Annotated in this window: 18 protein-coding genes; 2 read left to right on the forward strand and 16 right to left on the reverse strand. The window is 68.2% G+C overall.

Annotated elements, in window-relative coordinates; genetic code table 11:
* Window positions 1-34: 34 nt before the first annotated feature.
* The 5 genes from LGN19_RS37065 to LGN19_RS37085 are packed head-to-tail and all read right to left on the reverse strand — an operon-like array spanning window position 35 to window position 4413.
* Entirely contained in the window at window positions 35-1030 is a 996-nt protein-coding gene (locus tag LGN19_RS37065; RefSeq protein WP_226219972.1) for a biotin-dependent carboxyltransferase family protein, read from the reverse strand.
* The gene (locus LGN19_RS37070; RefSeq protein WP_175034569.1) at window positions 1020-1895 is read right to left on the reverse strand and encodes a 5-oxoprolinase subunit B family protein; all 876 of its coding nucleotides are present in this window, start codon (window positions 1893-1895) and stop codon (window positions 1020-1022) included. Before LGN19_RS37070 ends, LGN19_RS37065 begins: the two co-directional genes overlap by 11 nt.
* Window positions 1892-3367: an acetyl-CoA carboxylase biotin carboxylase subunit gene (locus LGN19_RS37075; protein WP_226219973.1), complete on the reverse strand. Its 1476-nt coding sequence runs from the start codon at window positions 3365-3367 to the stop codon at window positions 1892-1894. Before LGN19_RS37075 ends, LGN19_RS37070 begins: the two co-directional genes overlap by 4 nt.
* Window positions 3368-3371: 4 nt before the next feature.
* A complete protein-coding gene (locus LGN19_RS37080; RefSeq protein ID WP_226219974.1) occupies window positions 3372-3614 on the reverse strand; it encodes an acetyl-CoA carboxylase in 243 nt (80 codons plus the stop codon).
* Between the two features lie 16 nt (window positions 3615-3630).
* Entirely contained in the window at window positions 3631-4413 is a 783-nt protein-coding gene (locus tag LGN19_RS37085) for a 5-oxoprolinase subunit PxpA (protein WP_226219975.1), read from the reverse strand.
* A 259-nt stretch (window positions 4414-4672) separates the two neighbouring features.
* Here LGN19_RS37085 and LGN19_RS37090 point away from each other — a divergent pair, with 259 nt between their 5' ends.
* The gene (locus tag LGN19_RS37090) at window positions 4673-5590 is read left to right on the forward strand and encodes a LysR family transcriptional regulator (RefSeq protein ID WP_226219976.1); all 918 of its coding nucleotides are present in this window, start codon (window positions 4673-4675) and stop codon (window positions 5588-5590) included.
* A gap of 80 nt (window positions 5591-5670) precedes the next feature.
* Here LGN19_RS37090 and bioB read toward each other — a convergent pair whose 3' ends face one another.
* From bioB to aceK, 9 genes are all read right to left on the reverse strand, one after another.
* Window positions 5671-6690 carry a biotin synthase BioB gene (gene bioB / locus LGN19_RS37095; RefSeq protein WP_175025483.1) on the reverse strand — a complete coding sequence of 340 codons (1020 nt, stop codon included), beginning with the start codon at window positions 6688-6690 and terminating at the stop codon, window positions 5671-5673.
* Between the two features lie 55 nt (window positions 6691-6745).
* The gene (gene bioD, locus LGN19_RS37100) at window positions 6746-7465 is read right to left on the reverse strand and encodes a dethiobiotin synthase (RefSeq protein ID WP_226219977.1); all 720 of its coding nucleotides are present in this window, start codon (window positions 7463-7465) and stop codon (window positions 6746-6748) included.
* Complete coding sequence (gene bioF, locus LGN19_RS37105; RefSeq protein WP_175223266.1) at window positions 7462-8688, reverse strand: 8-amino-7-oxononanoate synthase; 1227 nt, start codon at window positions 8686-8688, stop codon at window positions 7462-7464. Before bioF ends, bioD begins: the two co-directional genes overlap by 4 nt.
* The gene (gene bioA / locus LGN19_RS37110; RefSeq protein ID WP_226219978.1) at window positions 8685-10031 is read right to left on the reverse strand and encodes an adenosylmethionine--8-amino-7-oxononanoate transaminase; all 1347 of its coding nucleotides are present in this window, start codon (window positions 10029-10031) and stop codon (window positions 8685-8687) included. The genes bioF and bioA overlap by 4 nt, the downstream gene beginning before the upstream one ends.
* 512 nt (window positions 10032-10543) lie before the next feature.
* Entirely contained in the window at window positions 10544-11815 is a 1272-nt protein-coding gene (locus tag LGN19_RS37115; RefSeq protein WP_226219979.1) for a dienelactone hydrolase family protein, read from the reverse strand.
* 106 nt (window positions 11816-11921) lie between these two features.
* Window positions 11922-12359: a YchJ family protein gene (locus tag LGN19_RS37120; RefSeq protein ID WP_226219980.1), complete on the reverse strand. Its 438-nt coding sequence runs from the start codon at window positions 12357-12359 to the stop codon at window positions 11922-11924.
* Window positions 12360-12396: 37 nt separating this feature from the next.
* Complete coding sequence (locus tag LGN19_RS37125) at window positions 12397-13074, reverse strand: SDR family oxidoreductase (RefSeq protein WP_122946386.1); 678 nt, start codon at window positions 13072-13074, stop codon at window positions 12397-12399.
* A 111-nt stretch (window positions 13075-13185) separates the two neighbouring features.
* Window positions 13186-13953: a carbonate dehydratase gene (gene can, locus LGN19_RS37130; protein ID WP_226219981.1), complete on the reverse strand. Its 768-nt coding sequence runs from the start codon at window positions 13951-13953 to the stop codon at window positions 13186-13188.
* A 55-nt stretch (window positions 13954-14008) separates the two neighbouring features.
* Window positions 14009-15826 (reverse strand): bifunctional isocitrate dehydrogenase kinase/phosphatase, encoded by a 1818-nt coding sequence (gene aceK / locus LGN19_RS37135; RefSeq protein WP_226219982.1) that lies wholly within the window; start codon window positions 15824-15826, stop codon window positions 14009-14011.
* 304 nt (window positions 15827-16130) lie between these two features.
* Here aceK and LGN19_RS37140 point away from each other — a divergent pair, with 304 nt between their 5' ends.
* Complete coding sequence (locus tag LGN19_RS37140) at window positions 16131-17210, forward strand: MBL fold metallo-hydrolase (protein WP_226219983.1); 1080 nt, start codon at window positions 16131-16133, stop codon at window positions 17208-17210.
* A gap of 16 nt (window positions 17211-17226) precedes the next feature.
* Here LGN19_RS37140 and LGN19_RS37145 read toward each other — a convergent pair whose 3' ends face one another.
* Both LGN19_RS37145 and LGN19_RS37150 read right to left on the reverse strand, forming a co-directional pair.
* Window positions 17227-18873 (reverse strand): ABC-F family ATP-binding cassette domain-containing protein, encoded by a 1647-nt coding sequence (locus LGN19_RS37145; RefSeq protein ID WP_226219984.1) that lies wholly within the window; start codon window positions 18871-18873, stop codon window positions 17227-17229.
* 199 nt (window positions 18874-19072) lie between these two features.
* Window positions 19073-20668, reverse strand: coding sequence for an ABC transporter substrate-binding protein (locus LGN19_RS37150; protein WP_174961714.1), 1596 nt, complete (start codon window positions 20666-20668; stop codon window positions 19073-19075).
* Window positions 20669-21191 lie beyond the last annotated feature (523 nt).

Consider the following 21191-nt stretch of genomic DNA (forward strand, 5'->3'; position numbering starts at 1 on the left):
CAGGCGCCCGGTACGCGCGCCGGGCGCCCGGTGCTCAGTCCCGCAGCACGGCGCGCAGCAGCGCGAGGCGTCGCTGGTACTCGCGGCGCGCGGCGAGCGCGTCGGCCATCGTCACGCGAATGAAGCGCGCGCGGTGGTTGGGCTGCATCTGGCCGATCAGGTCCATGTCGGCGCTGATGACCGTGCCGATCGTCGCGTAGCCGCCGCCCGACACCGCGTCGCGGTGCAGGATGATCGGCTCGAGCCCGGCCGGCACCTGGATCGAGCCGATCGGGTAGCACGCATCGACGATGTTCGACGGATCGGCGCCCGCGCCGAACGGCTGCTCGCGTGGCCGGAACTGCAGCGCGCGGCCGTTCTTGTAGCGGTAGCCGATGCGGTCGGCTTCGGGCGCGACCGTCCATTCGTCGTCGAAGAAGGTGTGCGCCGATTCGTCGGTAAGCCGGTAGTGGTACAGGCCCGTCAGTACGCGCAACTCGACCTGGTTGTCGAGCGGCCGGCTCACGGCCGCCGGCAGCTCGCGCCCTTCGCGGTGCGTGCCAACGGGGGCACCGATCGGCAGACGGTCGCCCTTCTGCAGGCGTCGGCCCGCATGGCCGCCGATCGCGCCGAGCGCATAGGTCGAGCGGCTGCCGAGCACGACCGGCACGTCGATGCCGCCCGCGACGGCGAGATATGCGCGCGCGCCGGCCTTCACGTAACTGAACGACAGCACGCTGCCCGCGCGGATCCGCAGCGCAACGTTGCAGCGCTGCCCGACACCGTCGATCTTCGGCGTCATCTCGGCACCGGTGACGGCGATCAGCGCATCCGTATGGAACATCAGCTCGGGGCCGAGCAGCGTGCATTCGAGCACGGCCGCTTCCTCGGGATTGCCGACCAGCAGGTTTGCCGCGCGCGATGCGTACTGGTCGAGCGAGCCCGACGGCGGAATCCCCACGTGGTAATAGCCTTGCCGGCCCATGTCCTGGACCGATGTCGCGAGGCCGGGTTTCACGACCTCGATCAGGTTGTGCGCGTCAGTTTGCATGCAGCACCTCGACGAGAGAGCGGTTGACCGCATCGGGATCGCGCAGGAACGCGTCGAGCGAGAATTTCACGGGGCGTACGCGCAGCGAGAAGGTGCCGGCTTCGACGGCCGCCACTGCCGCGTCGTACGCATCGCGATCGATCGGCTGGAATTTCACGATGTCGCCGGGCCGGAAGAACACCATGAACTCGCGCAGGTAGTCGAGCCGCTGCTCGGGATCGAAGATCGGCGCCGGCGTCACGCCGAACATCTGGTAGCCGCCCGCGCCGCGCACCGAGTAGATGCAACCGAAACAGCCGCCGTGGCCCACGGTGAGCTTCGGCGTGTCGGTGCGCGGCCGCAGGTACTTCGGCACTTCGAGCTGGCGTTCGCGCTCGACCATCTGGTACATGAACGGCAGGCCCGCGACGAAGCCGACCATCGACACGAACCACGGCGAACCCGAGTGCGCGGCGATGAATGCGTCGACGTCGCGCTTGCCGTTGATGCGCGCCGCGTATTCGAGATCGGTCGACGACGGATCCTGGTGGCGTTCGCGAAACCGCATCAGCGTCTCGTGCGTCCACGGGTCGTTGTAGAGCACCGGCACCTCGACGATGCGCGTATCGAGTTCGAGCGGCGCGTCACCGACCTCGGCCTCGATCGTCTTCAACAGCGCGACGAGCGCGTCCGGCTCGATCACGTCCGGGTCGTAGCGCACCTGGTAGGACGCATTCGCCGGACAGATCTCGGTGATGCCCGGCACCGCGCGGCGCTGCAGTTCGCGCGTGATCGCCGTGCCCTTGAAGAACGCATCGAGCGACATCGATTCGCTGATTTCGACGAACACGAACTCGTCGCCGCCGAACGTATAACGGGTCGTCATATCGCCTCCCCGACGCGCACGGCGTCTGCGTTTTCGGCTGCGTTTTCGGCTGCGTGTCGTTGCATGGCGGCTGTTGCGGCCTCGCGCCACTGCGGCATCCACGCTTCGAGGAAATTCGTGTGATAGCGCCCGGCGCGCACGTCGTCGTCAGCGAGCAACGCGACGTGCAGCGGTGCGGTCGTCTTCAGGCCGCCGACATGCAGCTCGCCGAGCGCACGCGCCAGGCGTCGCAGCGCGGCCGCGCGGCTCTCGTCGTGCACGATCAGCTTAGCGAGCAGCGAATCGTAGAACGGCGGCACGACGTAGCCCGGATAGAGCAGCGAATCGACGCGCACGCCCGGGCCGGTCGGCCACACGAGTTCGTCGATCCGGCCGGGGTTCGGTCGGAAATCCTGCAGCGGATCTTCCGCGTTGATCCGGCATTCGAGCGCCGCGCCGCGCATCGCGATGTCCTGCTGCGCGAAGCGCAGCGGCTCGCCGTCGGCGATGCGCAGCGTCTCGCGCACGAGATCGATGCCGGTGATCGCCTCGGTCACCGGATGCTCGACCTGGATGCGCGTATTCATCTCGATGAAGTAGAACTCGCCGCGCGCGTCGTCGAACAGGTATTCGAGCGTGCCTGCGCTGCGATAGCCGACCTCTTGCGCGAGGCGCGTGGCCGACGCGCACAGCGCGTCGCGTTGCGCGGGCGTGAGCGAAGGCGAGGGCGCCTCCTCGAGGATTTTCTGGCGCCGCCGCTGCAGCGAGCATTCGCGCTCGAACAGGTGGACGACGTTGCGGCCGTCGCCGAGCACCTGCACCTCGATGTGGCGCGCCCGCGCGATGAAGCGTTCGAGGTACACGCCGCCGTCGCCGAAGGCCGCCTGGGCCTCGCGCTGCGCGAGCGGCAGCTCGGCGTCGAGCTGCGCGGCGTCGTGCGCGACGCGGATGCCGCGTCCGCCGCCGCCGGCGGCCGCCTTGATCATGATCGGGTAGCCGATGCGCGCGGCGACGTCCCGCGCTTCGTCGAGCGATTGCACGACGCCGTCGCTGCCGGGCACGGTCGGCACGTTGGCGCGTCGCGCGGTTTCGCGAGCGCGGGCCTTGTCGCCCATCGTGGCGATCACCTGCGAGTCCGGGCCGACGAAGATCAGGCCGGCCGCTTCCACCTGCGCGGCGAAAGCCGCGTTCTCGGACAGGAAGCCGTAGCCGGGATGGATCGCGTCCGCGCCGCACTGCCGCGCGGCGTCGAGGATCGCGGCGGGATTCAGGTAGCTTTTTGCCGCGTGCGACGAGCCGATGTGGATGGCTTCGTCGGCCATGCGCGCGGCGAGGCTGTCGCGGTCCGCGTCGCTGACCACGGCGACTGCGCGCATGCCGAGTTCGCGCGCCGCGCGGATCACGCGTACTGCGATCTCGCCGCGGTTCGCGACCAGCACGGTCCGGATTCGCGACGGGCGGTAGAACGTGTCGGGGGAAGTTTCCGGTTTCATCGCATCACCCCTCGATCCGCATCAGCACCTGGCCCGCGTCGACCGGCTCGCCGTCGTCGACGAGCAGCTCGACCACGCGCCCTCCCGCATCGGCTTCGATCTCGGTGAACTGCTTCATCACCTCGACGAGGCCGACCACCGCGCCGGCGGCGACCGTCGCGTCGAGTGCGACGTAGTAGTCCGCATCGGGCGACGGACGCCGGTAGAAGGTGCCCGGCAGCGGGCTGACGATTTCGTGCAATGCCATCGTGTGTCTCCTTGAATCAGTGATGGGCGGCGAGCGGTTGCGGCCCGGCGGTCCGGATACCTTCGCGGATCAGCGCGTGGCGCGTTTCGCGCACGAGGTCGAGCGCGCCCGGCGTGTCGCTGTGGATGCAGACCGAATCGAAATCGATATCGATGTCGTCGCCGTCGATCGTGCGCACCTTGCCGTCGATGCACGCGCGCAACACCTTGTCGGCGACCTGGCGCGGGTCGAGGCGGCCGACGCGGCGCGTGAACACGATCGAGCCGCTGCGGTCGTAGTCGCGATCCGCGTAGAACTCGCGGATGACCGGCTGCCCGTACTCGACGGCGACGCGGTGCGTGACCGACGCTTCCATGCAGTACAGCCACAGGCCCGGATCGACGCGCTGCAGCGTTTCGATCAGCAGCCGCGAGAACGCCTCGTCGGCCGCCGCGTGCATGTAGAGCGCGCCGTGCGGCTTCACGTGCTGCAGGCTGACGCCATTCAGGCGTGCGAACTCGCGCAGCGCACCGAGCTGGTACAGGATGTCGTTGACGAGCGCCTGCGGCGTTTCGGCGATCGTGCGGCGGCCGAAGCCGACGAGATCGCGAAAGCCCGGGTGCGCGCCGATGCCGACACCGGCGTCGCGCGCAAGCTGCACGGTGCGCGCCATGATGTTCGGGTCGCCGGCGTGAAAGCCGGTGGCGATGTTCGCCGAGCTGATGAGCGGCATGATCTGCTCGTCGACGCCGTCGCCGATCGTCCACGGGCCGAAGCCTTCTCCCATGTCGGAGTTCAGGTCGACGCTGTGCTTTCTCATACGGTGTGCTCCTCCAGGTTCTCCGGTTCGCGTGCGTCGTGGCGCACGCCGAAACCGTGTTGAACGCAGGTTAGCCGCGTGGGTTGCGTCAAAAAAGTTCTATTTTTATATGCAGGCGTATCGATTTTTTCGATATCCCGGACGACGGCCGCCGAGGGCCGCCGGAACAGGGATGGCAGGGTTTCCACGAGGTCGGGTTCATGGGCGCGGCACGGTTGTTATGATGTTTATCGCGTGCCCATCTGATTTCTCACCGACCATGGCCCTGACCCTCAGACAGCTCAAGTATTTCGTAGCGACCGCCGAGCTCGGCCAGATCTCGCAGGCCGCGATCCAGCTCACGATTTCGCAGTCGGCCGTGACGAGCGCGATCAAGGAACTGGAGGACAGCCTCGGCACGCAGCTGTTCCTGCGCACGCCGTCGGGCGTGACGCTCACCGACACGGGGCGGCGCTTCCTGAATCACGCGTACACGATCCTGTCGTCGGTCGACGAGGCGATGCGGATCCCGAACCTCGAAAGCACGCTGACCGGTACGCTCGCGATCGCCGCGAGCTACACGGTGCTCGGCTACTTCCTGCCGCATCACGTGCTGCGCCTGAACACGCTGTACCCGCGGCTGACGATCCACCTGCACGAGCTGAACCGCGAGTCGATCGAGGAGGGGCTGATCGCGGGCCGCTACGACATGGCCGTGCTGCTCACGTCGAACGTGTCGAATTCGGCGCTCGTGCTGGAGCCGGTGATCCACTCGGTGCGGCGGCTGTGGGTCGGTGCGCATCACCCGCTGCTCAGGCACGAGAGCGTCACGTTCGCGGAGGTCGCGCGCGAGCCGTTCGTGATGCTGACGGTCGACGAGGCCGGGCAGACGGCGCTGCGCTACTGGAACGAGACGCCGTATCGGCCGAACGTGATCCTGCGCACGTCGTCGGTCGAGGCGGTGCGTAGCATGGTCGCGAACGGCAGCGGCGTCGCGATCCTGTCCGACATGGTGTACCGCCCGTGGTCGCTCGAAGGGCGGCGCATCGAGACGATCGTGCTGCGCGACCCGGTGCCGCCGATGAGCGTCGGCCTCGCATGGCGCAAGGACATCGAGTTGAGCCCCGCGATGCACGCGGTGCGCGACTATTTCCGGCACACGTTCATGGAGCCGCGCGCGCTGGGCGGCGCGGGCTGAGTGCGCGGCACATGCACGAAAAAAAGCCGGGACGTATCCCGGCTTTTTCATGTGACGAACGAATTCGCCGGGCGTTGCGCTTACGCGTTCGCCGACATCGCGTCCGCGTCGCTCGAGCGGATACCGAGGCGCTCGAACAGCGCACGGTCCTTCTGCGACTGCGGGTTGCTCGTCGTCAGCAGCTGGTCGCCGTAGAACATCGAGTTCGCGCCGGCGAGGAAGCACATCGCCTGCAGGCCGTCGTCGAGCTGCTCGCGGCCGGCCGACAGGCGCACGACGGCCTTCGGCATCGTGATGCGCGCAACCGCGATCGTGCGCACGAATTCGAACGGGTCGAGCGCCGCGGTGCCTTCGAGCGGCGTGCCTTCGATCGCGACGAGGTTGTTGATCGGCACCGAATCCGGATACGGGTTCAGGTTCGCGAGCTGCGAGATCAGGCCCGCGCGTTCGCGGCGCGATTCGCCCATCCCGATGATGCCGCCGCAGCACACGTTGATGCCTGCGTCACGCACGCGATCGAGCGTGTCGAGGCGGTCCTGGTAGGTGCGGGTCGAGATCACCTGGCCGTAGAACTCCGGCGACGTGTCGAGGTTGTGGTTGTAGTAGTCGAGGCCCGCGTTCGCGAGTTCCTGCGCCTGTTCGTCTTCCAGCATGCCGAGCGTCATGCAGGTCTCGAGGCCGAGTTCCTTCACGCCGCGCACCATCTCGGTCAGCGCCGGCATGTGGCGCTCCTTCGGGTTGCGCCACGCGGCGCCCATGCAGAAGCGGCTTGCGCCGTTCGCCTTCGCGGCACGCGCGGCGTCGAGCACCGCGTCGACGTCCATCAGCTTCTCGGCCTTCAGGCCCGTGTCGTGGTGCGACGACTGCGAGCAGTAGCCGCAATCTTCCTCGCAGCCGCCCGTCTTGATCGACAGCAGCGTCGACAGCTGCACCGCGTTCGCGTCGAAGTGTTCGCGGTGCACCTGCTGCGCGCGGAAGATCAGGTCGTTGAACGGCAGCTCGAACAGCGCGACGACGTCGGCGACGCGCCAGCGCTGCGAGGCCGGAGCGGCCACGGGAATCGCATCGGGTTGCACGGTGGCGGTCTGGGCTTGGGTCATATCGTTTTCCTGTCCTGGACGGGGATGAGGGATCGGGGGATCGGGTTCTGGTGGGTCAATGCTGCGCGGCGCGCAGCGTATCGACGAGCGCGGCGATGTCGAGCATCGCCGCGGCGGATTCGGGGGTGGCCGGGCTCATGTGCGGAATGCGGCCGAGCAGCGGTGCGCCGTGCTCGCGGGCGAGCCAGTCGCGCATCGTCGCGACGTTCTCGTCGGGGAACGACATCGCCGGGTCGACGTGGTTCGCGACCCAGCCGGCGAACTTGAGGCCGCGCGCGGCGATCGCGTCGGCGGTGAGCAGCGCATGGCTGATGCAGCCGAGCCGCACGCCGACCACGAGCACGACCGGCACGCCGAGCGCGACCGCGAGATCGGCCATGTCCTGCGTGTCGTTCATCGGCACGCGAAAGCCGCCGGCGCCTTCGACGACGACGATCTCCGCGCGCGTCAGCGCTTCGCGATGGCACGCGACGATCGTGTCGATGTCGAGCGTCACGCCTTCCTGCGCGGCGACGATATGCGGCGCGGCCGGTGCTTTCAGCAGGAACGGCGTGCGCAGCTCGGGCGGCAGCACGACGTTGGCGGCCGCGTCGAGCTGGTCGGCGTCTTCGTTGCGCCACACGCCGTCGCGTTCATACGCGCCGGCCGCTACGGGCTTCAGCGCGGCGGCGCGCAGGCCGTGCCGCGCGAAGCCGTGCAGCAGCGCGGCCGACACGAAGGTCTTGCCGATTTCGGTGTCGGTGCCGGTGACGAACAGCGAGAGCGGGGCGGTCATGCCGCAGTCTCCCGCGGGGCCGCGTCAACGGAGGCTGCAGCCGCGTCGCTGGCTTCGATCAGCGCGGCTTCGAGCCGCGCGAGATCGTCGAACGAATGCGCGGCCGACAGCGACACGCGCAGCCGCGACGTGCCGACGGGCACCGTCGGCGGCCGGATCGCGGGCACCCACAGGCCGTGCGCGTCGAGCGCGCGCATCGCCGCGAGCGTCGCGTCGTTGCTGCCGATCACGAGCGGCTGCACGGCCGTGTGCGAATCGACCGGCTGCCAGCGCGTCTTGTGCAGCAGCGCGCGCGTGCGCTCGATCAGCGCGGCGAGATGCGCGCGGCGCGCGTCGCCTTCGTCGCCCGCGATCACTTTGAGGCTGGCCGATACCGCGTGCGCGACGGCCGGCGGCGCGGCCGTCGTGAAGATGTAGCTGCGCGCGCGCTGGATCATCCATTCGATCACGGTCTCGTGCGCGATCACGAATGCGCCCGCGACGCCGGCGGCCTTGCCGAGCGTGCCGACGTACACGAGATGCGGCGAACGCAGCGCGGCGGCCGCGAGCGCGCCGCGGCCCTGCGGGCCGAGCACGCCGAAGCCATGCGCGTCGTCGACGACGAGCCACGCGCCGTGGCGTTCGGCCAGCGCGACGAGTTCGGCGAGCGGCGCGAGGTCGCCGTCCATGCTGAACACGGTGTCGCTGACGATCAGCTTCGTTTCGGCATCGGATGCGTCGAGCAGCGCGGCGAGCGCGGCCGTATCCGCATGCGGATAGACCTGGACGTTCGCGCGCGACAGCCGCATGCCGTCGATCAGCGACGCGTGGTTCAGCGCGTCGGAGAAGATCGTCGCGCCCTTGCCGGTCAGTGCCGTCATTGCGGCGAGGTTCGCCATGTAGCCGGTGCTGAAGTACAGCGCGCGCGGTGCGTCGGAGAAGCCGCCCGAGAAGGCCGCGAGTTCTTCTTCGAGCGTCGCGTGCGCACGCGAATGGCCGCCGAGCAGGTGCGAGCCGCCGCTGCCGGAGCCGTAGCGCTGCGCGCCTTCGGCGAACGCGGCGACGAGCGCCGGATGCGCGGCGAGGCCGAGATAGTCGTTGCTCGCGAAGCCGACGATCTCGCGGCCGTCGACGGTCATGCGTGCGTCGCACGCGGTGTCGGCGGTGCGGCGCACGCGGCGCAGCCCTTGCGCGTCGAGATCGGCGAGGCCGCGTTGCAGGGTATCGAGCAGAGGGTTGGTCATCGTGCGATTTCCTCCAGCGTGGCATCGAGCGTGTCGCGCGTGCATTGCGCGAGCCACGCGATGTCGTTGTCGCTCATCACGTACGGCGGCATCAGGTACACGGTCGTGCCGATCGGGCGCAGCAGCAGCTCGCGTTCCAGCGCGCGTTCGAAGAAGCGACGCGAGAAGCCGCGCGCCGCGTCGCCGTCGAGCGCGACGTCGAACGCGAACAGCGTGCCGCGCTCGCGCAGGTGGCGTACCTGCGGGTGCGTGTCGAGCGGCGCGAGCGCCGCGCGCAGCGTCGCCGATTTGCGGGCGTTGTTCGCGAGCACGTCGTCGCGTGCGAACAGGTCGAGCGTCGCAACCGCCGCGCGGCACGCGAGCGTGTTGCCGGTGTACGAATGCGAGTGCAGGAAGCCGCGCGTCGTGTCGTCGTCGTAGAACGCCGCGAACACGTCGTCGCGCGTGAGCACGAGCGACAGCGGCAGGTAGCCGCCGCTGATGCCTTTCGACAGGCACAGGAAATCGGGCCAGACGCCGGCCTGCTCGCACGCGAAGAAGGTGCCGGTGCGGCCGCAGCCGACCGCGATCTCGTCGGCGATCAGGTGCACGCCGAATTCGTCGCACAGCGCGCGCAGCCCGCGCACGTACGACGGATCGTGCATCGCCATGCCGGCCGCGCACTGCACGAGCGGCTCGACGATCAGCGCGGCGATCCGGTCGCCGCGTTCGACGAACAGGCGCCGAACGTCCGCGAGCGCGCGGCCCGCGACGTCGGCGGCCGTTTCGCCCGGCAGCGCGCCGCGCGCGTCGGGGGAGGCGACGACATGCGCGTGGCGGATCAGCGGGTCGTACGCGTCCTTGAACAGCGCGACGTCGGTCACGCCGAGCGCGCCCATCGTCTCGCCGTGATAGCTGTTCGCGACACAGACGAATTCCTGCTTGTTCGCGCGGCCGCGGTTGCGCCACGCGTGGAAGCTCATCTTCAGCGCGATCTCGACCGCCGACGCGCCGTCCGACGCGAAGAACGCATGGCCGAGCGTGCGCGCGGTGAGCGCGTGCAGCCGCTCCGCGAGCTCGATCGCGGGCTCGTGCGTGCAGCCGGCGAGCATCGCGTGCTCGAGCGTGTCGAGCTGGTCTTTCAGCGCCGCGTTGATGTCCGGGTTCGCATGGCCGAACAGGTTGACCCACCACGAGCTGATCGCATCGAAGTAGCGGCGGCCGTCACGGTCGTACAGCCACAGTCCCGCGCCGCGCGCGACGGGGATGAGCGGCAGGCGCTCGTGATGCTTCATCTGGGTGCAGGGATGCCAGACCGCGCGCAGGCTGCGCGCGACCCAGTCGTCGTTGGCTGGCGTACTCAAGGCGGCTCCGGGGGATAAAACGGCTGCGCGGCATCGACGGGATGCCGCGCGGCGGGACACGAAACGCGCTGAGATTAGCGTGTTCCGCGACCCGTTGCACTACCGGTTACAAACGCCGCAAAGCCTTGTCGGACGGGAGTTCGGCGCAGATCGGGGCGGCTCGGGACGGTACGGTCCAGATGTCCAGAAAAGACCGCAGATGACGACGTTCGAGTGAGACCCCCCAACTGAAAAAAATCATGGGTCGGGCGAGGCGGCGGGGTGAAAAATCGGGGCGCGAAGGGGGAAAGGGCGGGGCGGGACGATGTGGCCCCCCATGCGATCGGAACGAGCCTGACTGCCAGCGGTGACGAGGGGCACCCGAGCGTGGCGCGGCAAGGTGGTGCGTTCACGCCGGCACGCCGCGCGTGTCGCGTGCGCGACATCCGCCGCGAACGCTGCGTGTCACGCGTCGGCGAAGCGATGAAAAAAGGGGGAGGAAAACGAAAAACGGCGGCGCAGGCCGCCGCTCGTCAACGCGAAGCCAGCGCCGGCGTACTGGTGTCGCGTGCGGTGCTGTCGTCGTCGGCCGTCTGCGTCGCGTTGTTCCACACGACCCGGTCGTTGACCGCATACAGCCGGCACGAACCCGCGCCCTGCTTTGCGCAGTTGTCGAGCGCGAGCGCCATCGGGTCGTCGCCGCCTTCGGCCCACGACCATGCGCCTTCCGACGACACCGCGAACGCGCGGCTCGGATGCTGGTTCAGGAAGCGGCGATAGCCTTCACGGCCGGCTTCGTCGACATACGGCACGGCGTTGACCGAGTCGATCGACGCATAGCCGCTCGCCTTCGGCTCGTGCGGGTTCGCGACCGCGTAACGCACCGACGTCGGCAGGTTCAGTTGCGCGAGGAACGCGTTGACGGCCGGCCACCACACGGGCACGCCGTCGCGGTCGACGATCAGACGGTGCGCGTCGTCCTTGTAGCGGCCGAAATCGATGAACCGGGCCTGCGTGCCGTGCGAGACGTACGCGTCGTGCATCTGCGCGACGAGCCCGGGCGTCCAGACCGAATCGTTGTCGCCGTACAGCCACAGCGACCGCACGGCCGTGTGCGCGCCGTACTGGTCGAACGCGTCGACGAGGTTTTTCTGCCAGCCGTCGCAGAGGTCCTGGCGCAGCCCGCCGGAGAAGTTGATGATGCCGCGCACGCCCGGTGCGGCTTCGGTGCCATACGCGACCGATACGAGGCCGCCGTGCGACGTGCCGGCGACGACGATGCGCGACGCGTCGACATACGACTGGTGCGACATGTAGCGCACCGTCGCGTCGACGTCAGCCGCCTGCGCGAGCCCGTTCTTGCCGACGTTGCAGCCTTCCTGCTGGTACGTGCCATCCGAACCTGCGAAGCCCTGGCGGTTCGGCGCGATCACCGCATAGCCGCGGCGCACGAATTCGCGTGCGAACGCGAGCGGCCGGCTGCGCGGCTGCTGATGAAGATCGCCGGTGTTCTTGCCGTGGTTGAAGACGACGAGCGGGAACGGGCCGGGGCCGTTCGGCTTGAAGAGCGTTGCCTCGAGCGTGACGGAGCCCGATGCGTCGGCCGGAATGCGGAGGATCTGTTCGTTCAGGTCGGCGGCGACCTGCGGCAGGTTCGAATCGCTGTAGTCGAAGCGTTCGGCGTGGGCGAGCGACCCGCTGGCGCCAGTACCCGACCCCGTATTTGCGCTCGGCAGTGTACCGGCCTGAGCGGCCGACAGCACACAGGCCGCCATCCATCCCACCAATACCTTGCTGAACGCCATTCGTAAGCCCTGCCATGCAACATGACCAATTCGAGGTCATCGTAGCCCGACAAATTCGGGTTGTGCAATGCGGGAATTACCCGGCGTCTGACACAGCAACTATTTGTCAACGTTCACTTACTTCACCGTCGACGTAGCGCCAGAAACCGTGCTCGTCGCGCTCGAAGCGGCTCGTCTCATGGAGCCGGTGAGCGCGTCCGCCGACCTTGTAGCGGGCCACGAATTCGACCTCCGCGTGCCGTTCGTCGAGCGGCGCATGGCGTTTGACCGCGAGCCCGAGCCAGCGCGGCGCGTCGGGCGCTTCGGGGTCGGTGTCGAGATCGGGCGGGCAGGTGCGCGCGGCCCAGGTCGCGCGCAGGTAGTCGGTCGCGCCGAGCACGTACGCGCTGTACCGCGAACGCATCAACTCGAGCGCGGTCGGCGCGGCTTCGCCGCCGTCGATGAAGCGGCCGCAGCAGGCCGCATAGCGGGGCGCCGGCGCTTTGCCGGCAGGAGCGGGGGACGCGCCGCCGCACGGGCACGCGTCAGGTCGGTTCAGAATCATGCGAAACGGGAATTAACGACGCAAGGTTGTCGGCTGCCTACCAGCTCAGCTCGATACCGTCGTACTGGAAGAAACGGCCGTTTGCCTGCGACACGTCCGCGCCGGATTCGGCGATCACGCGGCGCATGCCGGTCACGCTGGTTTCCGGATCGATCGCGGCCTGCGCGCCGCCCATGTCGGTGCGCACCCAGCCGGGGTGGAGCGAAATGCACGCGGCGTGGCGCGTCTGCAGCGACGCGATGCGCAGCGCATCGTTCAGCGCGGCCTTGCTCGCGCGGTACAGCCAGCCGGTCGTGCCGGTCGCCTCGGCGATGCTGCCCATCCGGCTCGACACGACGGCCAGCACGCCGCGCGCGTCCTCGACGAGCGGCAGCACGATCGGCAGCAACTGCATCGGCCCGCGCACGTTCGTATGCATCACCGCGTCGAAATCCTCGGCGGTGATCGTCTCGACGCCCTCGGTGCGCGGCCCGTACACACCCGACACCAGCACGGCGGTATCGAGCCGCTCGCCGTCGAGCTTCCAGCCGAGCGCCGCGATCTGCTCGGGCTGCGTGATGTCGAGCGCATGCGCCTGCGCGCCGAGCGCGCGCAGCGCGTCGAGCGACGCGTCGTCGCGCGCGGTGGCGATCACGTTCCAGCCGTCGCGCCGGTATTGCCGGACGAATTCGCGGCCGAGGCCGCGCGATGCGCCGACGATCAATGCGGTTTTCATGCCCGTCGCTCCTGTGCTTGGCGCCGCCGTGGCGGCGGCGCCGGGATCAGATCCGTTCGATGGGGCGCGCGGCTGCGCGCCGGCGCCGCTGCCGTCGCGCAGCCAGCGGTGTTACTTCGCGTCGTCGCACGGCTTCAGCGTGGCGGCGACAGCCTGGGCGACGCCTTCGAGCCGCGCGGCGTCTGCCGCGATCATGTCGTTGGCCGGTGCATGCTCGCCGCCGGCGGTGAGTGCGGCCACGCAGCGCGTGTAGGTCTCGCCGAGCGCTTCGAAGTTCGACACGGCCATCCCGAGGTTGCGCATCCGGCCGTCGTGCACGCCGTACACGAGCCCGTGCACGGTGAGCGACTGGCCGCGCGCCCACGCGTCGTTGACGATCGTCGTGCGGCACACGTTGACGACCTGCTCGATCGCGTTCAGCTCGATCAGGCGGCGATAGCGCGCTTCGCCCACCGGCCATTCGTCGAGCAGCGTCGCGTGGCGCTCGCGCACGTCCTGCACGTGATGCAGCCAGTTGTCGGCGAGGCCGACACGGCGGTTGAGCAGTGCGGCGTTCACGCCCGAGCAGCCGTAGTGGCCGACGACCATGATGTGCTTCACGCGCAGGATGTCGACCGCGAACTGGATCACGGACAGGCAGTTCAGGTCGCTGTGCACGACCACGTTCGCGATATTGCGGTGGACGAACACTTCGCCGGGCGGCAGGCCGATGATTTCGTTCGCGGGCACGCGCGAATCCGAGCAGCCGATCCACAGATACTCCGGCGCCTGCTGGTCGGCGAGACGCGCGAAGAATTGCGGGTCGTCTTCGAGCTTGTGCTTGACCCAGGCGTCGTTGTTGTCGAACAGGTGTGAAAGCGGATTGTCTTGGGTGTTCATCGATGTGGATTCCGTTGGCGGAAATCGGGTCGCGATCGGTTCGGTGTAGTAGGCGTCAGGCGGCGCGCTGCGCGTCACCTGCGCCGTCGTTCTGGTCCGTCGCGCCGAAGCGCGCGGGGTATCGCAGGCAAAAGCGCAGCGCGGTGTCGTACGGATAAAAGTCGGGCAATTCGCCCTGGATCAGCTTGTCCTTGCTGGCCTGCCACAGCGCGGGGTCGAAAAAGTCCGCGTGATGCTTCATGAAGACGTTGCGCACGCGCGGGTCGCCGAGCAGGAACGGCCCGTAGGTCTCCGGAAAGATGTCGTGCGGGCCGACGGTATACCACGGTTCGCCGGACAGCTCGTCTTCCTCGTTGCGCGGCGGCGGCACGCGGCGCACGTTGCAGTCGGTCAGGTACTCGATCTCGTCGTAGTCGTAGAACACGACACGGCCGTGGCGCGTGACGCCGAAGTTCTTGTACAGCATGTCGCCAGGGAAGATGTTCGCCTTCATCAGCTCCTTCACCGCGTTGCCGTATTCCTTCACGCCGTGCTCGATGTCGGTGTCGGTGCCGTTCTGCAGGTACAGGTTGAGCGGTGTCATCCGGCGCTCGATGTACAGGTGCTTGATCACGAGATTGCCGTCCTCGTGTTCGAGCAGCGACGGCACTTCCTTTTCCAGCTCGCGCACGAGCGCGTGGTCGAGCCGCGCGAGCGGCAGCGCGACGCTCGAATATTCGAGCGTGTCGGCCATCCGCCCGAGGCGGTCGTGGCGCTTCACGAGCTGGTACTTCTCCATGATCTGCGCACGCGTCGTTTCCTTCGGCGGCGGGAAGTGATCCTTGATGATCTTGAACACGTACGGGAACGACGGCAGCGTGAACACGAGCATCACGAGGCCCTTGATCCCGGGCGCGATGATGAAGCGGTCGCTCGAATGCGACAGATGGTGCAGCAGGTCGCGATAGAACAGGTTCTTGCCCTGCTTCTGCAGGCCGACCGACGTGTAGATCTCCGCCTTCGGCTTGCCGGGCATGATCGTGCACAGGAAGTCGACATACGCGGACGGCACGCCCATGTCGACGAGGAAATACGAGTGCGAGAAGCCGAAGATGATCATCAGCTGGTCGCGGCGCAGCAGCACGGTGTCGAGCGAGAGCACGCCCGGGCGCACGTGGCGGATCGGCACCGCGAACGGCAGCACGCGGTCGGCGTTGATGATGCGGCCGACGATGTATGCGCTCTTGTTGCGGAAGAACAGCGACGACAGCACGTGGATCTGGAAATTCGGCGCCTCGTCGAAGTGGCCGAATTCGTCGTGGATCGCCTGCATCACGCACGCGATGTCGCGCGGGAGATCGTCGAATGCCGGTTCGAGCTGGAAGTTCGTGACGATGCGCTCGAGCGTGACCGCGAGCCCGTCGGTGCCCGGATAGTACGCGCGGTAGGTCGGCTTCGCGGCCGGCTCGTCGTTCTCGAGATACTCGGTCGAGATCGCCGGGCGCACGAAGATGAAATCGTTGCTGAAGTACGAGCGGTGCAGGATCTTGCAGCACACCGAATTGAAGAAGGTCTCCGCGCACTCGGGCTGGCGGTGCGACGTGAGCAGGCCGATGTAGTGCAGCTTGATCTGCTGCCACACTTCGTCGTCGATGTTCTCCGCGTCGTATTCGTCTTCCAGCACCTCGACGCATTCCTTCACGCGATCGTCGTACGACGTGATCCGCTCGCGTGCGAGCCGCTGCAGCCCGTGCCAGTCGCCGTGCTCGTACAGCGTCTTCGCTTCGTGGGCCGCCTCGCGGAAGATCCGGTAGTGGCGGTCGAAGTTTTCGAGCATCGTCTGCGCGACGTCGAAACCGATCTGCGAGGACAGCAGTTTGGGGAAGTGATTCATCGCGTGCAGGCTCGTTCGGGAGGGGCTGTAAGCACTCGCCATTTTAGCGCCCAAGCGGGCGGTTCAAGGACTTTGCGGCGATCCGCGGCCGGCCGGCAGGCGGCGGGTTATCCGCCGTTGGATGCCGATCGGTGCATCTTCGCGTAAAGATACGGGTACGGAACCGATTCTGGCACGAACTTTTTTTGACGGGCCGGCCGCCGCCAGGCACGCGTTTCGCGGGACGGCGATAGAATCGACGCACCGCCCGCCACGGCCTGCCGCCGGCGCGCATCCGCACCGATAACGACGAGACGCCCCACCGATGAACGCACTGGAACACCAACTCGACTATCCCTTCGCCGACACGCTGCCCGCCGCGGGCGACACGTTCGAGGTCGCGCCCGGCGTGCGCTGGCTGCGCATGCCGCTGCCGTTCTCGCTCGATCACATCAACCTCTGGTTGCTGCGCGACGAGATCGACGGGCAGGCCGGCTGGACGATCGTCGACTGCGGGATCGCGTCGGAGGCGATCCGCACGCACTGGGAGCAGATCTTCGACACGCATCTCGACGGCCTGCCCGTGCTGCGCGTGCTCGTCACGCACTGCCACCCCGATCACTTCGGCCTCGCGAACTGGCTGTGCGAGGGCGGCGACAAGGGCCGCTGGAACGTGCGGCTGTGGATGACGCTCGGCGAGTACATGTTCGGCTGCCTGATGGCGGCCGGCAACGGCTCGAACGCGGGCGGCGCGGCCGCCGCCGATCACTTCGCGCGCCACGGGCTGACCGATCCGGCCGCGCTCGACAAGCTGCGCAACCGCCGCAGCTACTACGCGGATCTCGTGCCGGCCGTGCCGCCGCGCTACCGGCGCCTGCGTGAAGGCGACGCGGTAACGATCGGCGCGCGCACGTGGCGTGTCGTGACCGGCTTCGGTCATTCGCCTGAGCATTGCGCGCTGCACAGCGAAGCGGACGGCGTGCTGATCTCCGGCGACATGGTGCTGCCGCGCATCTCGACGAACGTGTCCGTATTCGACCTCGAGCCGGAAGCGAACCCGCTCGCGCTATACCTGCAGTCGCTCGGCCGCTACGAGACGATGGCGCCCGACACGCTGGTGCTGCCGTCGCACGGCAAGCCGTTCCGCGGCGTGCGCACGCGCATCACGCAACTGCGCGAACACCACGACGCGCGCCTGGCCGAAGTGCGCGTCGCGTGCGCGGAACAGCCGATGAGCGCGGCCGACATCGTGCCGATCATGTTCCGCCGCCGCGAGCTCGACATCCACCAGATGACGTTCGCGCTCGGCGAGGCGCTCGCGCACCTGAACCTGCTGTGGCTCGCGGGCGAACTCGTGCGCGATCAGGGCGACGACGGCGTGCTGCGGTTCCGCACCGCCGGCTGACACCGCCGCGTGCTCCTCATGCGACGGGTTCGTAGCGCCACCCGTCGCGATGCCATTGCATCGTGTGCGTCGGGTCGAGCGCCGCGAGAAACGCGGTGTCGTGCGACGCGACCACGATCGCACCGGGGAAGCCGGCCAGTGCGGCTTCGATCGCCCGCACCGATTCGAGATCGAGGTGGTTGGTCGGCTCGTCGAGCAGCAGCAGTTGCGCGGGCGTGCCGCGCCACAACGCGCACGCGAGCGCGGCCTTCAGCCGTTCGCCGCCGCTCAGTTGCCGTGCGGGTTGCGTCGCGCGTGTTGCGTCGAGCTGCAGCAGCGCGAGACGGCTGCGCAGGTCGCCTTCGGCGAGCGGCGTGTCGAGCAGCCCCAGTTGCTCGACGATCGAACGCTCGGGATCGAGCAGCGCGAGCCGCTGGTCGAGATACGCGGCGCTCACGTGTGTCGTGCATTCGCCGGAACGCTGCGAAAGCTCGCCCGCCAGCATTCGCAGCAACGTCGATTTGCCGCAGCCGTTCGGGCCCGTCAGCGCGATGCGCACGGGGCCGCTCGCCGACCACGTGATCGCGTCGGCTGCGTCGGCGATGCGCCACGGCAGTTGTGCGCGTTCGAGCGTGAACAGTTGGCGGCGTGCGCTGACCTCGGTGCCCGGCAGCGACACGAGCACGGGCGCATCGGCTTCGACGCGCGCAGCCGCTTCCTGCACGCGTTCGTCGAGCGTCGCCTTGAATTCATTCTGGTGGCGCCGCACCGTGCCCATGATGCTGCGCGCCGCGCCCTTGCGGCTCTGTTTTGCCATCGATGACAGGTTGGCCGTCTTCGCGTCGCGCAGCGACGCAGCCGCGTGGCGCTGGATCGTGTCGTGCTCCTGTTCGAGCCTGCGCCTGACGCGTCCACGTTCGGCACGCGCGTTGTCGAGCGCCGACTGCGCGGCATCCTGTTCCGCGTCGCGCTGCGCGCGGTAGAGCGCGTAGTTGCCACCGTACGAACGCACGGCTTGTGGCGTCAGTTCGACGATGCGCTGCACGTCCGCGAGCAGCGCACGATCGTGACTCACGATCACGATGCCGCCGCGCCAACCGTCGAGCGCCGCGCGCAGCCACGCGCGGCCCGGCGTGTCGAGATGGTTGGTCGGTTCGTCGAGCACGAGCAGGCCCGCGCCGGACAGCAGTGCGCCGATCAGCGCGACGCGCGCAAGCTGCCCGCCGCTCAGTGCCTGCGCGGGCGTGTCGGGTTGTACGTCGTGCAGGCCGGCCGTGTCGAGTGCGGTGCGCAGCCGCTCCGCGAGATCCCAGCGATCACCGATCAGGTCGAAGTCGTGCGGCTCCGCGCGGCCGTCGGCGAGACGCGTGAGCGCGCCGAGCGGCGCGTCGAGCGCGGCGATCTGCGCGACGGTTCGCGGGTCGGCCGACGCGTCGCCGTCGTCGTGCTGCTGCGCGACGTAGACGACTGGCGTGTGCCGGTCGATCGTCCCCGAACTCGGTGCGCAGCGCCCCGCGATCAGTTGCGCGAGCTGGCTCTTGCCGATGCCGTTGCGGCCGACGATGCCGGTCGGCGTGCGATCGATGGAAAGGTCGAGCGAATCGAACAGCGTGACGCCGTCGTCGAAGCGGAAGGAAACGTGATGAAGCGCGATGAGCGCGCCGGTGGGCGTGGCAGCAGCCATAAGCACCTCCGAAAATGCGTGAAGACCTTCGCGCGCGGCGTGCGTGGCACGGCGGCGAAAACATTTTTGGAAGGCTTAGTTGTTCACTTTGGCTGGCGTCCGGTATGAGGAATGAGCGCGCAGTGTAGCGCGCGCGGCGCGCGGGTCGCAAGCGACGGTCCGACGCACCGTCGCTTGCGCGCCACGCGCGAGGGTCGCGTTACTGCACGGCGACGGTCGTGAAGTTCTGCCGTCCGAACGGGCTCACGTGATAGCCGCTCACGTTCGTACGCGTGAGCGCCGCCGCGGTCGGATAGCCGAGCGGAATCCACAGCGCCTGGTCGTGGATGATCTTCTGCGCCGCTTCGTACAGCTTCGCGCGCTTGGCCTGGTCGGCGGTCGACTTGCCGTCGGCGATCAGCTTGTCGAGCTGCGCGTCGCAGAAGCGCGCGAAGTTGATGCCCGATTTCACCGCGTTGCAGCTGAACAGCGGCGACAGGTAGTTGTCCGGATCGCCGTTGTCGCCGGCCCAGCCCATGAACAGCATGTCATGCTGGCCGAGCTTCGCCTGCTTGATCAGCTCGCCCCATTCGATCACCTTGACCTCGGCCTTCACGCCGATCTTCGCGAGGTCGGCCTGCAGCAGCTCCGCGCCGACCTTCGGATTCGGGTTCAGCACGCTGCCGGTCGGGCGCGTCCAGATCGTCGTCGAGAAGCCGTTCGGGAAGCCGGCCTGCGCGAGCAGCTGCTTCGCCTTCGCGGGATCGTACGCATACGGCGCGACGTCCTTCGCGTAGCTCCACGTGTTCGGCGGATACGGGTTGTTCGCGGCCGTCGCGGTGTTGTCGAACACGACCTTCAGGTAGGTCGCGCGGTCGAACGCGAGGTTCAGCGCCTCGCGCACCTTGTCGCTGTCGAGCGGCTTTTTCTGCGTGTTCAGTGCGACGAACGCAGTCATGAACGCGGGCGTCTGCACGACCTTCAGCGCGCTTTCGCCCTTCGCGGCGAGCACGTCCTGCGGCTTAGGCGACAGCGCGATCTGGCATTCGCCGGCCTTCACCTTCTGCAGGCGCACCGACGGGTCGGGCGTGATTGCATAGATCAGCCGGTCGACCTTCGGCTTCGTGCCCCAGTAGGTCGGATTCACGTCGTAGCGGATCAGCGCGTCCTTCGTGTAGCTCTTCAGCACGAACGGGCCGGTGCCGACCGGCTTCGCGTTCAGGTCGGCCTGCTTGCCGGCCTTCAGCAGCTGGTCCGCGTATTCGGCCGAGTAGATCGACGCGAAGCCCATCGTCAGGATCGGCACGAACGTCGCGTTCGGCTCGTTCAGCACGAACTTCACCGTGCTGTCGTCGACTTTCGTGACCGACTTCACGAGCTTCACGAGGCCCATCGACTGCGCGTGCGGGAAGCCGCTCGCGCCGGCCACCTTGTGCCACGGGTTCGAATCGTCGAGCATCCGCGAGAACGTGAACACGACGTCGTCCGCGTCGAGCGTGCGGCTCGGCTTGAAGGTGTCGGTGGTCTGGAATGCGACGTTCGGGCGCAGATGGAACGTGTAGGTGAGGCCGTCGGCGCTCGCGTCCCATTTGTCGGCGAGCGCGGGCACGACTTTCTTCGCGGCTTCGTCGTAGGACACCAGCGTGTTGAAGATCACGTCGGCCGATGCATTGGTCGTGACGAGCGAGTTGTACTGCACGACGTCGAAGCCGTCCGGGCTCGATTCCGTGCACACGGTGAGCGGCTTGGCGGCGGCGAGGCCGGGGGCGGCGAGGGCGGCGGCGAGCGTGGCCGCGGCGAACAGCTTGACCTGCATAGGATCTCCCACGTGGCTTGTGTTTTTTGCTGGGTGACGGGATGCGGGCGCGGCCCGGAAGCGGACAGGGCCGGCGCGGCTGGCGAATAGCATACCGTCAAAGCGCACGGCGCGTGAAAAAAGGCGCCTGAACGCGGCGAATTGACCGAAAAACGGCTGCGTTCGCGACGGAACGGGTGTTGGGGCGGCCGGCGGGGGCGCGCTGGCGCTGGGGACGCTGGATAGTGGCGCGGCGGGGACGGCGCGGGAGCGGTGCGGGTGCGCCGCGAATCGAAGCGTCGAAGCGGTCAGGCGTCGGTGTGGCGAGACGGAGAGGCGGAGAGGCGGAGAGGCGGAGAGGCGGAGAGGCGGAGAGGCGGAGAGGCGGAGAGGCGGAGAGACGGAGAGACGGAGAGGCGGAGAGACGGAGAGACGGAGAGACGGAGAGACGGAGAGACGGAGAGACGGAGAGACGGAGAGACGGAGAGACGGAGAGACGGAGAGACGGAGAGACGGAGAGACGGAGAGACGGAGAGACGGAGAG

The sequence above is a fragment of the Burkholderia sp. AU30198 genome (assembly GCF_020419825.1).
In the GTDB taxonomy this organism is placed as follows: domain Bacteria; phylum Pseudomonadota; class Gammaproteobacteria; order Burkholderiales; family Burkholderiaceae; genus Burkholderia.

Excerpts from the sequence above, each read along its gene's own strand:
- LGN19_RS37065 (WP_226219972.1), bottom strand. The coding sequence starts at position 1,030 with ATGCAAACTGACGCGCACAACCTGATCGAGGTCGTGAAACCCGGCCTC.
- LGN19_RS37070 (WP_175034569.1), bottom strand. The coding sequence starts at position 1,895 with ATGACGACCCGTTATACGTTCGGCGGCGACGAGTTCGTGTTCGTCGAA.
- LGN19_RS37075 (WP_226219973.1), bottom strand. The coding sequence starts at position 3,367 with ATGAAACCGGAAACTTCCCCCGACACGTTCTACCGCCCGTCGCGAATC.
- LGN19_RS37080 (WP_226219974.1), bottom strand. The coding sequence starts at position 3,614 with ATGGCATTGCACGAAATCGTCAGCCCGCTGCCGGGCACCTTCTACCGG.
- LGN19_RS37085 (WP_226219975.1), bottom strand. The coding sequence starts at position 4,413 with ATGAGAAAGCACAGCGTCGACCTGAACTCCGACATGGGAGAAGGCTTC.
- LGN19_RS37090 (WP_226219976.1), top strand. The coding sequence starts at position 4,673 with ATGGCCCTGACCCTCAGACAGCTCAAGTATTTCGTAGCGACCGCCGAG.
- bioB (WP_175025483.1), bottom strand. The coding sequence starts at position 6,690 with ATGACCCAAGCCCAGACCGCCACCGTGCAACCCGATGCGATTCCCGTG.
- bioD (WP_226219977.1), bottom strand. The coding sequence starts at position 7,465 with ATGACCGCCCCGCTCTCGCTGTTCGTCACCGGCACCGACACCGAAATC.
- bioF (WP_175223266.1), bottom strand. The coding sequence starts at position 8,688 with ATGACCAACCCTCTGCTCGATACCCTGCAACGCGGCCTCGCCGATCTC.
- LGN19_RS37115 (WP_226219979.1), bottom strand. The coding sequence starts at position 11,815 with ATGGCGTTCAGCAAGGTATTGGTGGGATGGATGGCGGCCTGTGTGCTG.
- LGN19_RS37120 (WP_226219980.1), bottom strand. The coding sequence starts at position 12,359 with ATGATTCTGAACCGACCTGACGCGTGCCCGTGCGGCGGCGCGTCCCCC.
- LGN19_RS37125 (WP_122946386.1), bottom strand. The coding sequence starts at position 13,074 with ATGAAAACCGCATTGATCGTCGGCGCATCGCGCGGCCTCGGCCGCGAA.
- can (WP_226219981.1), bottom strand. The coding sequence starts at position 13,953 with ATGAACACCCAAGACAATCCGCTTTCACACCTGTTCGACAACAACGAC.
- aceK (WP_226219982.1), bottom strand. The coding sequence starts at position 15,826 with ATGAATCACTTCCCCAAACTGCTGTCCTCGCAGATCGGTTTCGACGTC.
- LGN19_RS37140 (WP_226219983.1), top strand. The coding sequence starts at position 16,131 with ATGAACGCACTGGAACACCAACTCGACTATCCCTTCGCCGACACGCTG.
- LGN19_RS37145 (WP_226219984.1), bottom strand. The coding sequence starts at position 18,873 with ATGGCTGCTGCCACGCCCACCGGCGCGCTCATCGCGCTTCATCACGTT.
- LGN19_RS37150 (WP_174961714.1), bottom strand. The coding sequence starts at position 20,668 with ATGCAGGTCAAGCTGTTCGCCGCGGCCACGCTCGCCGCCGCCCTCGCC.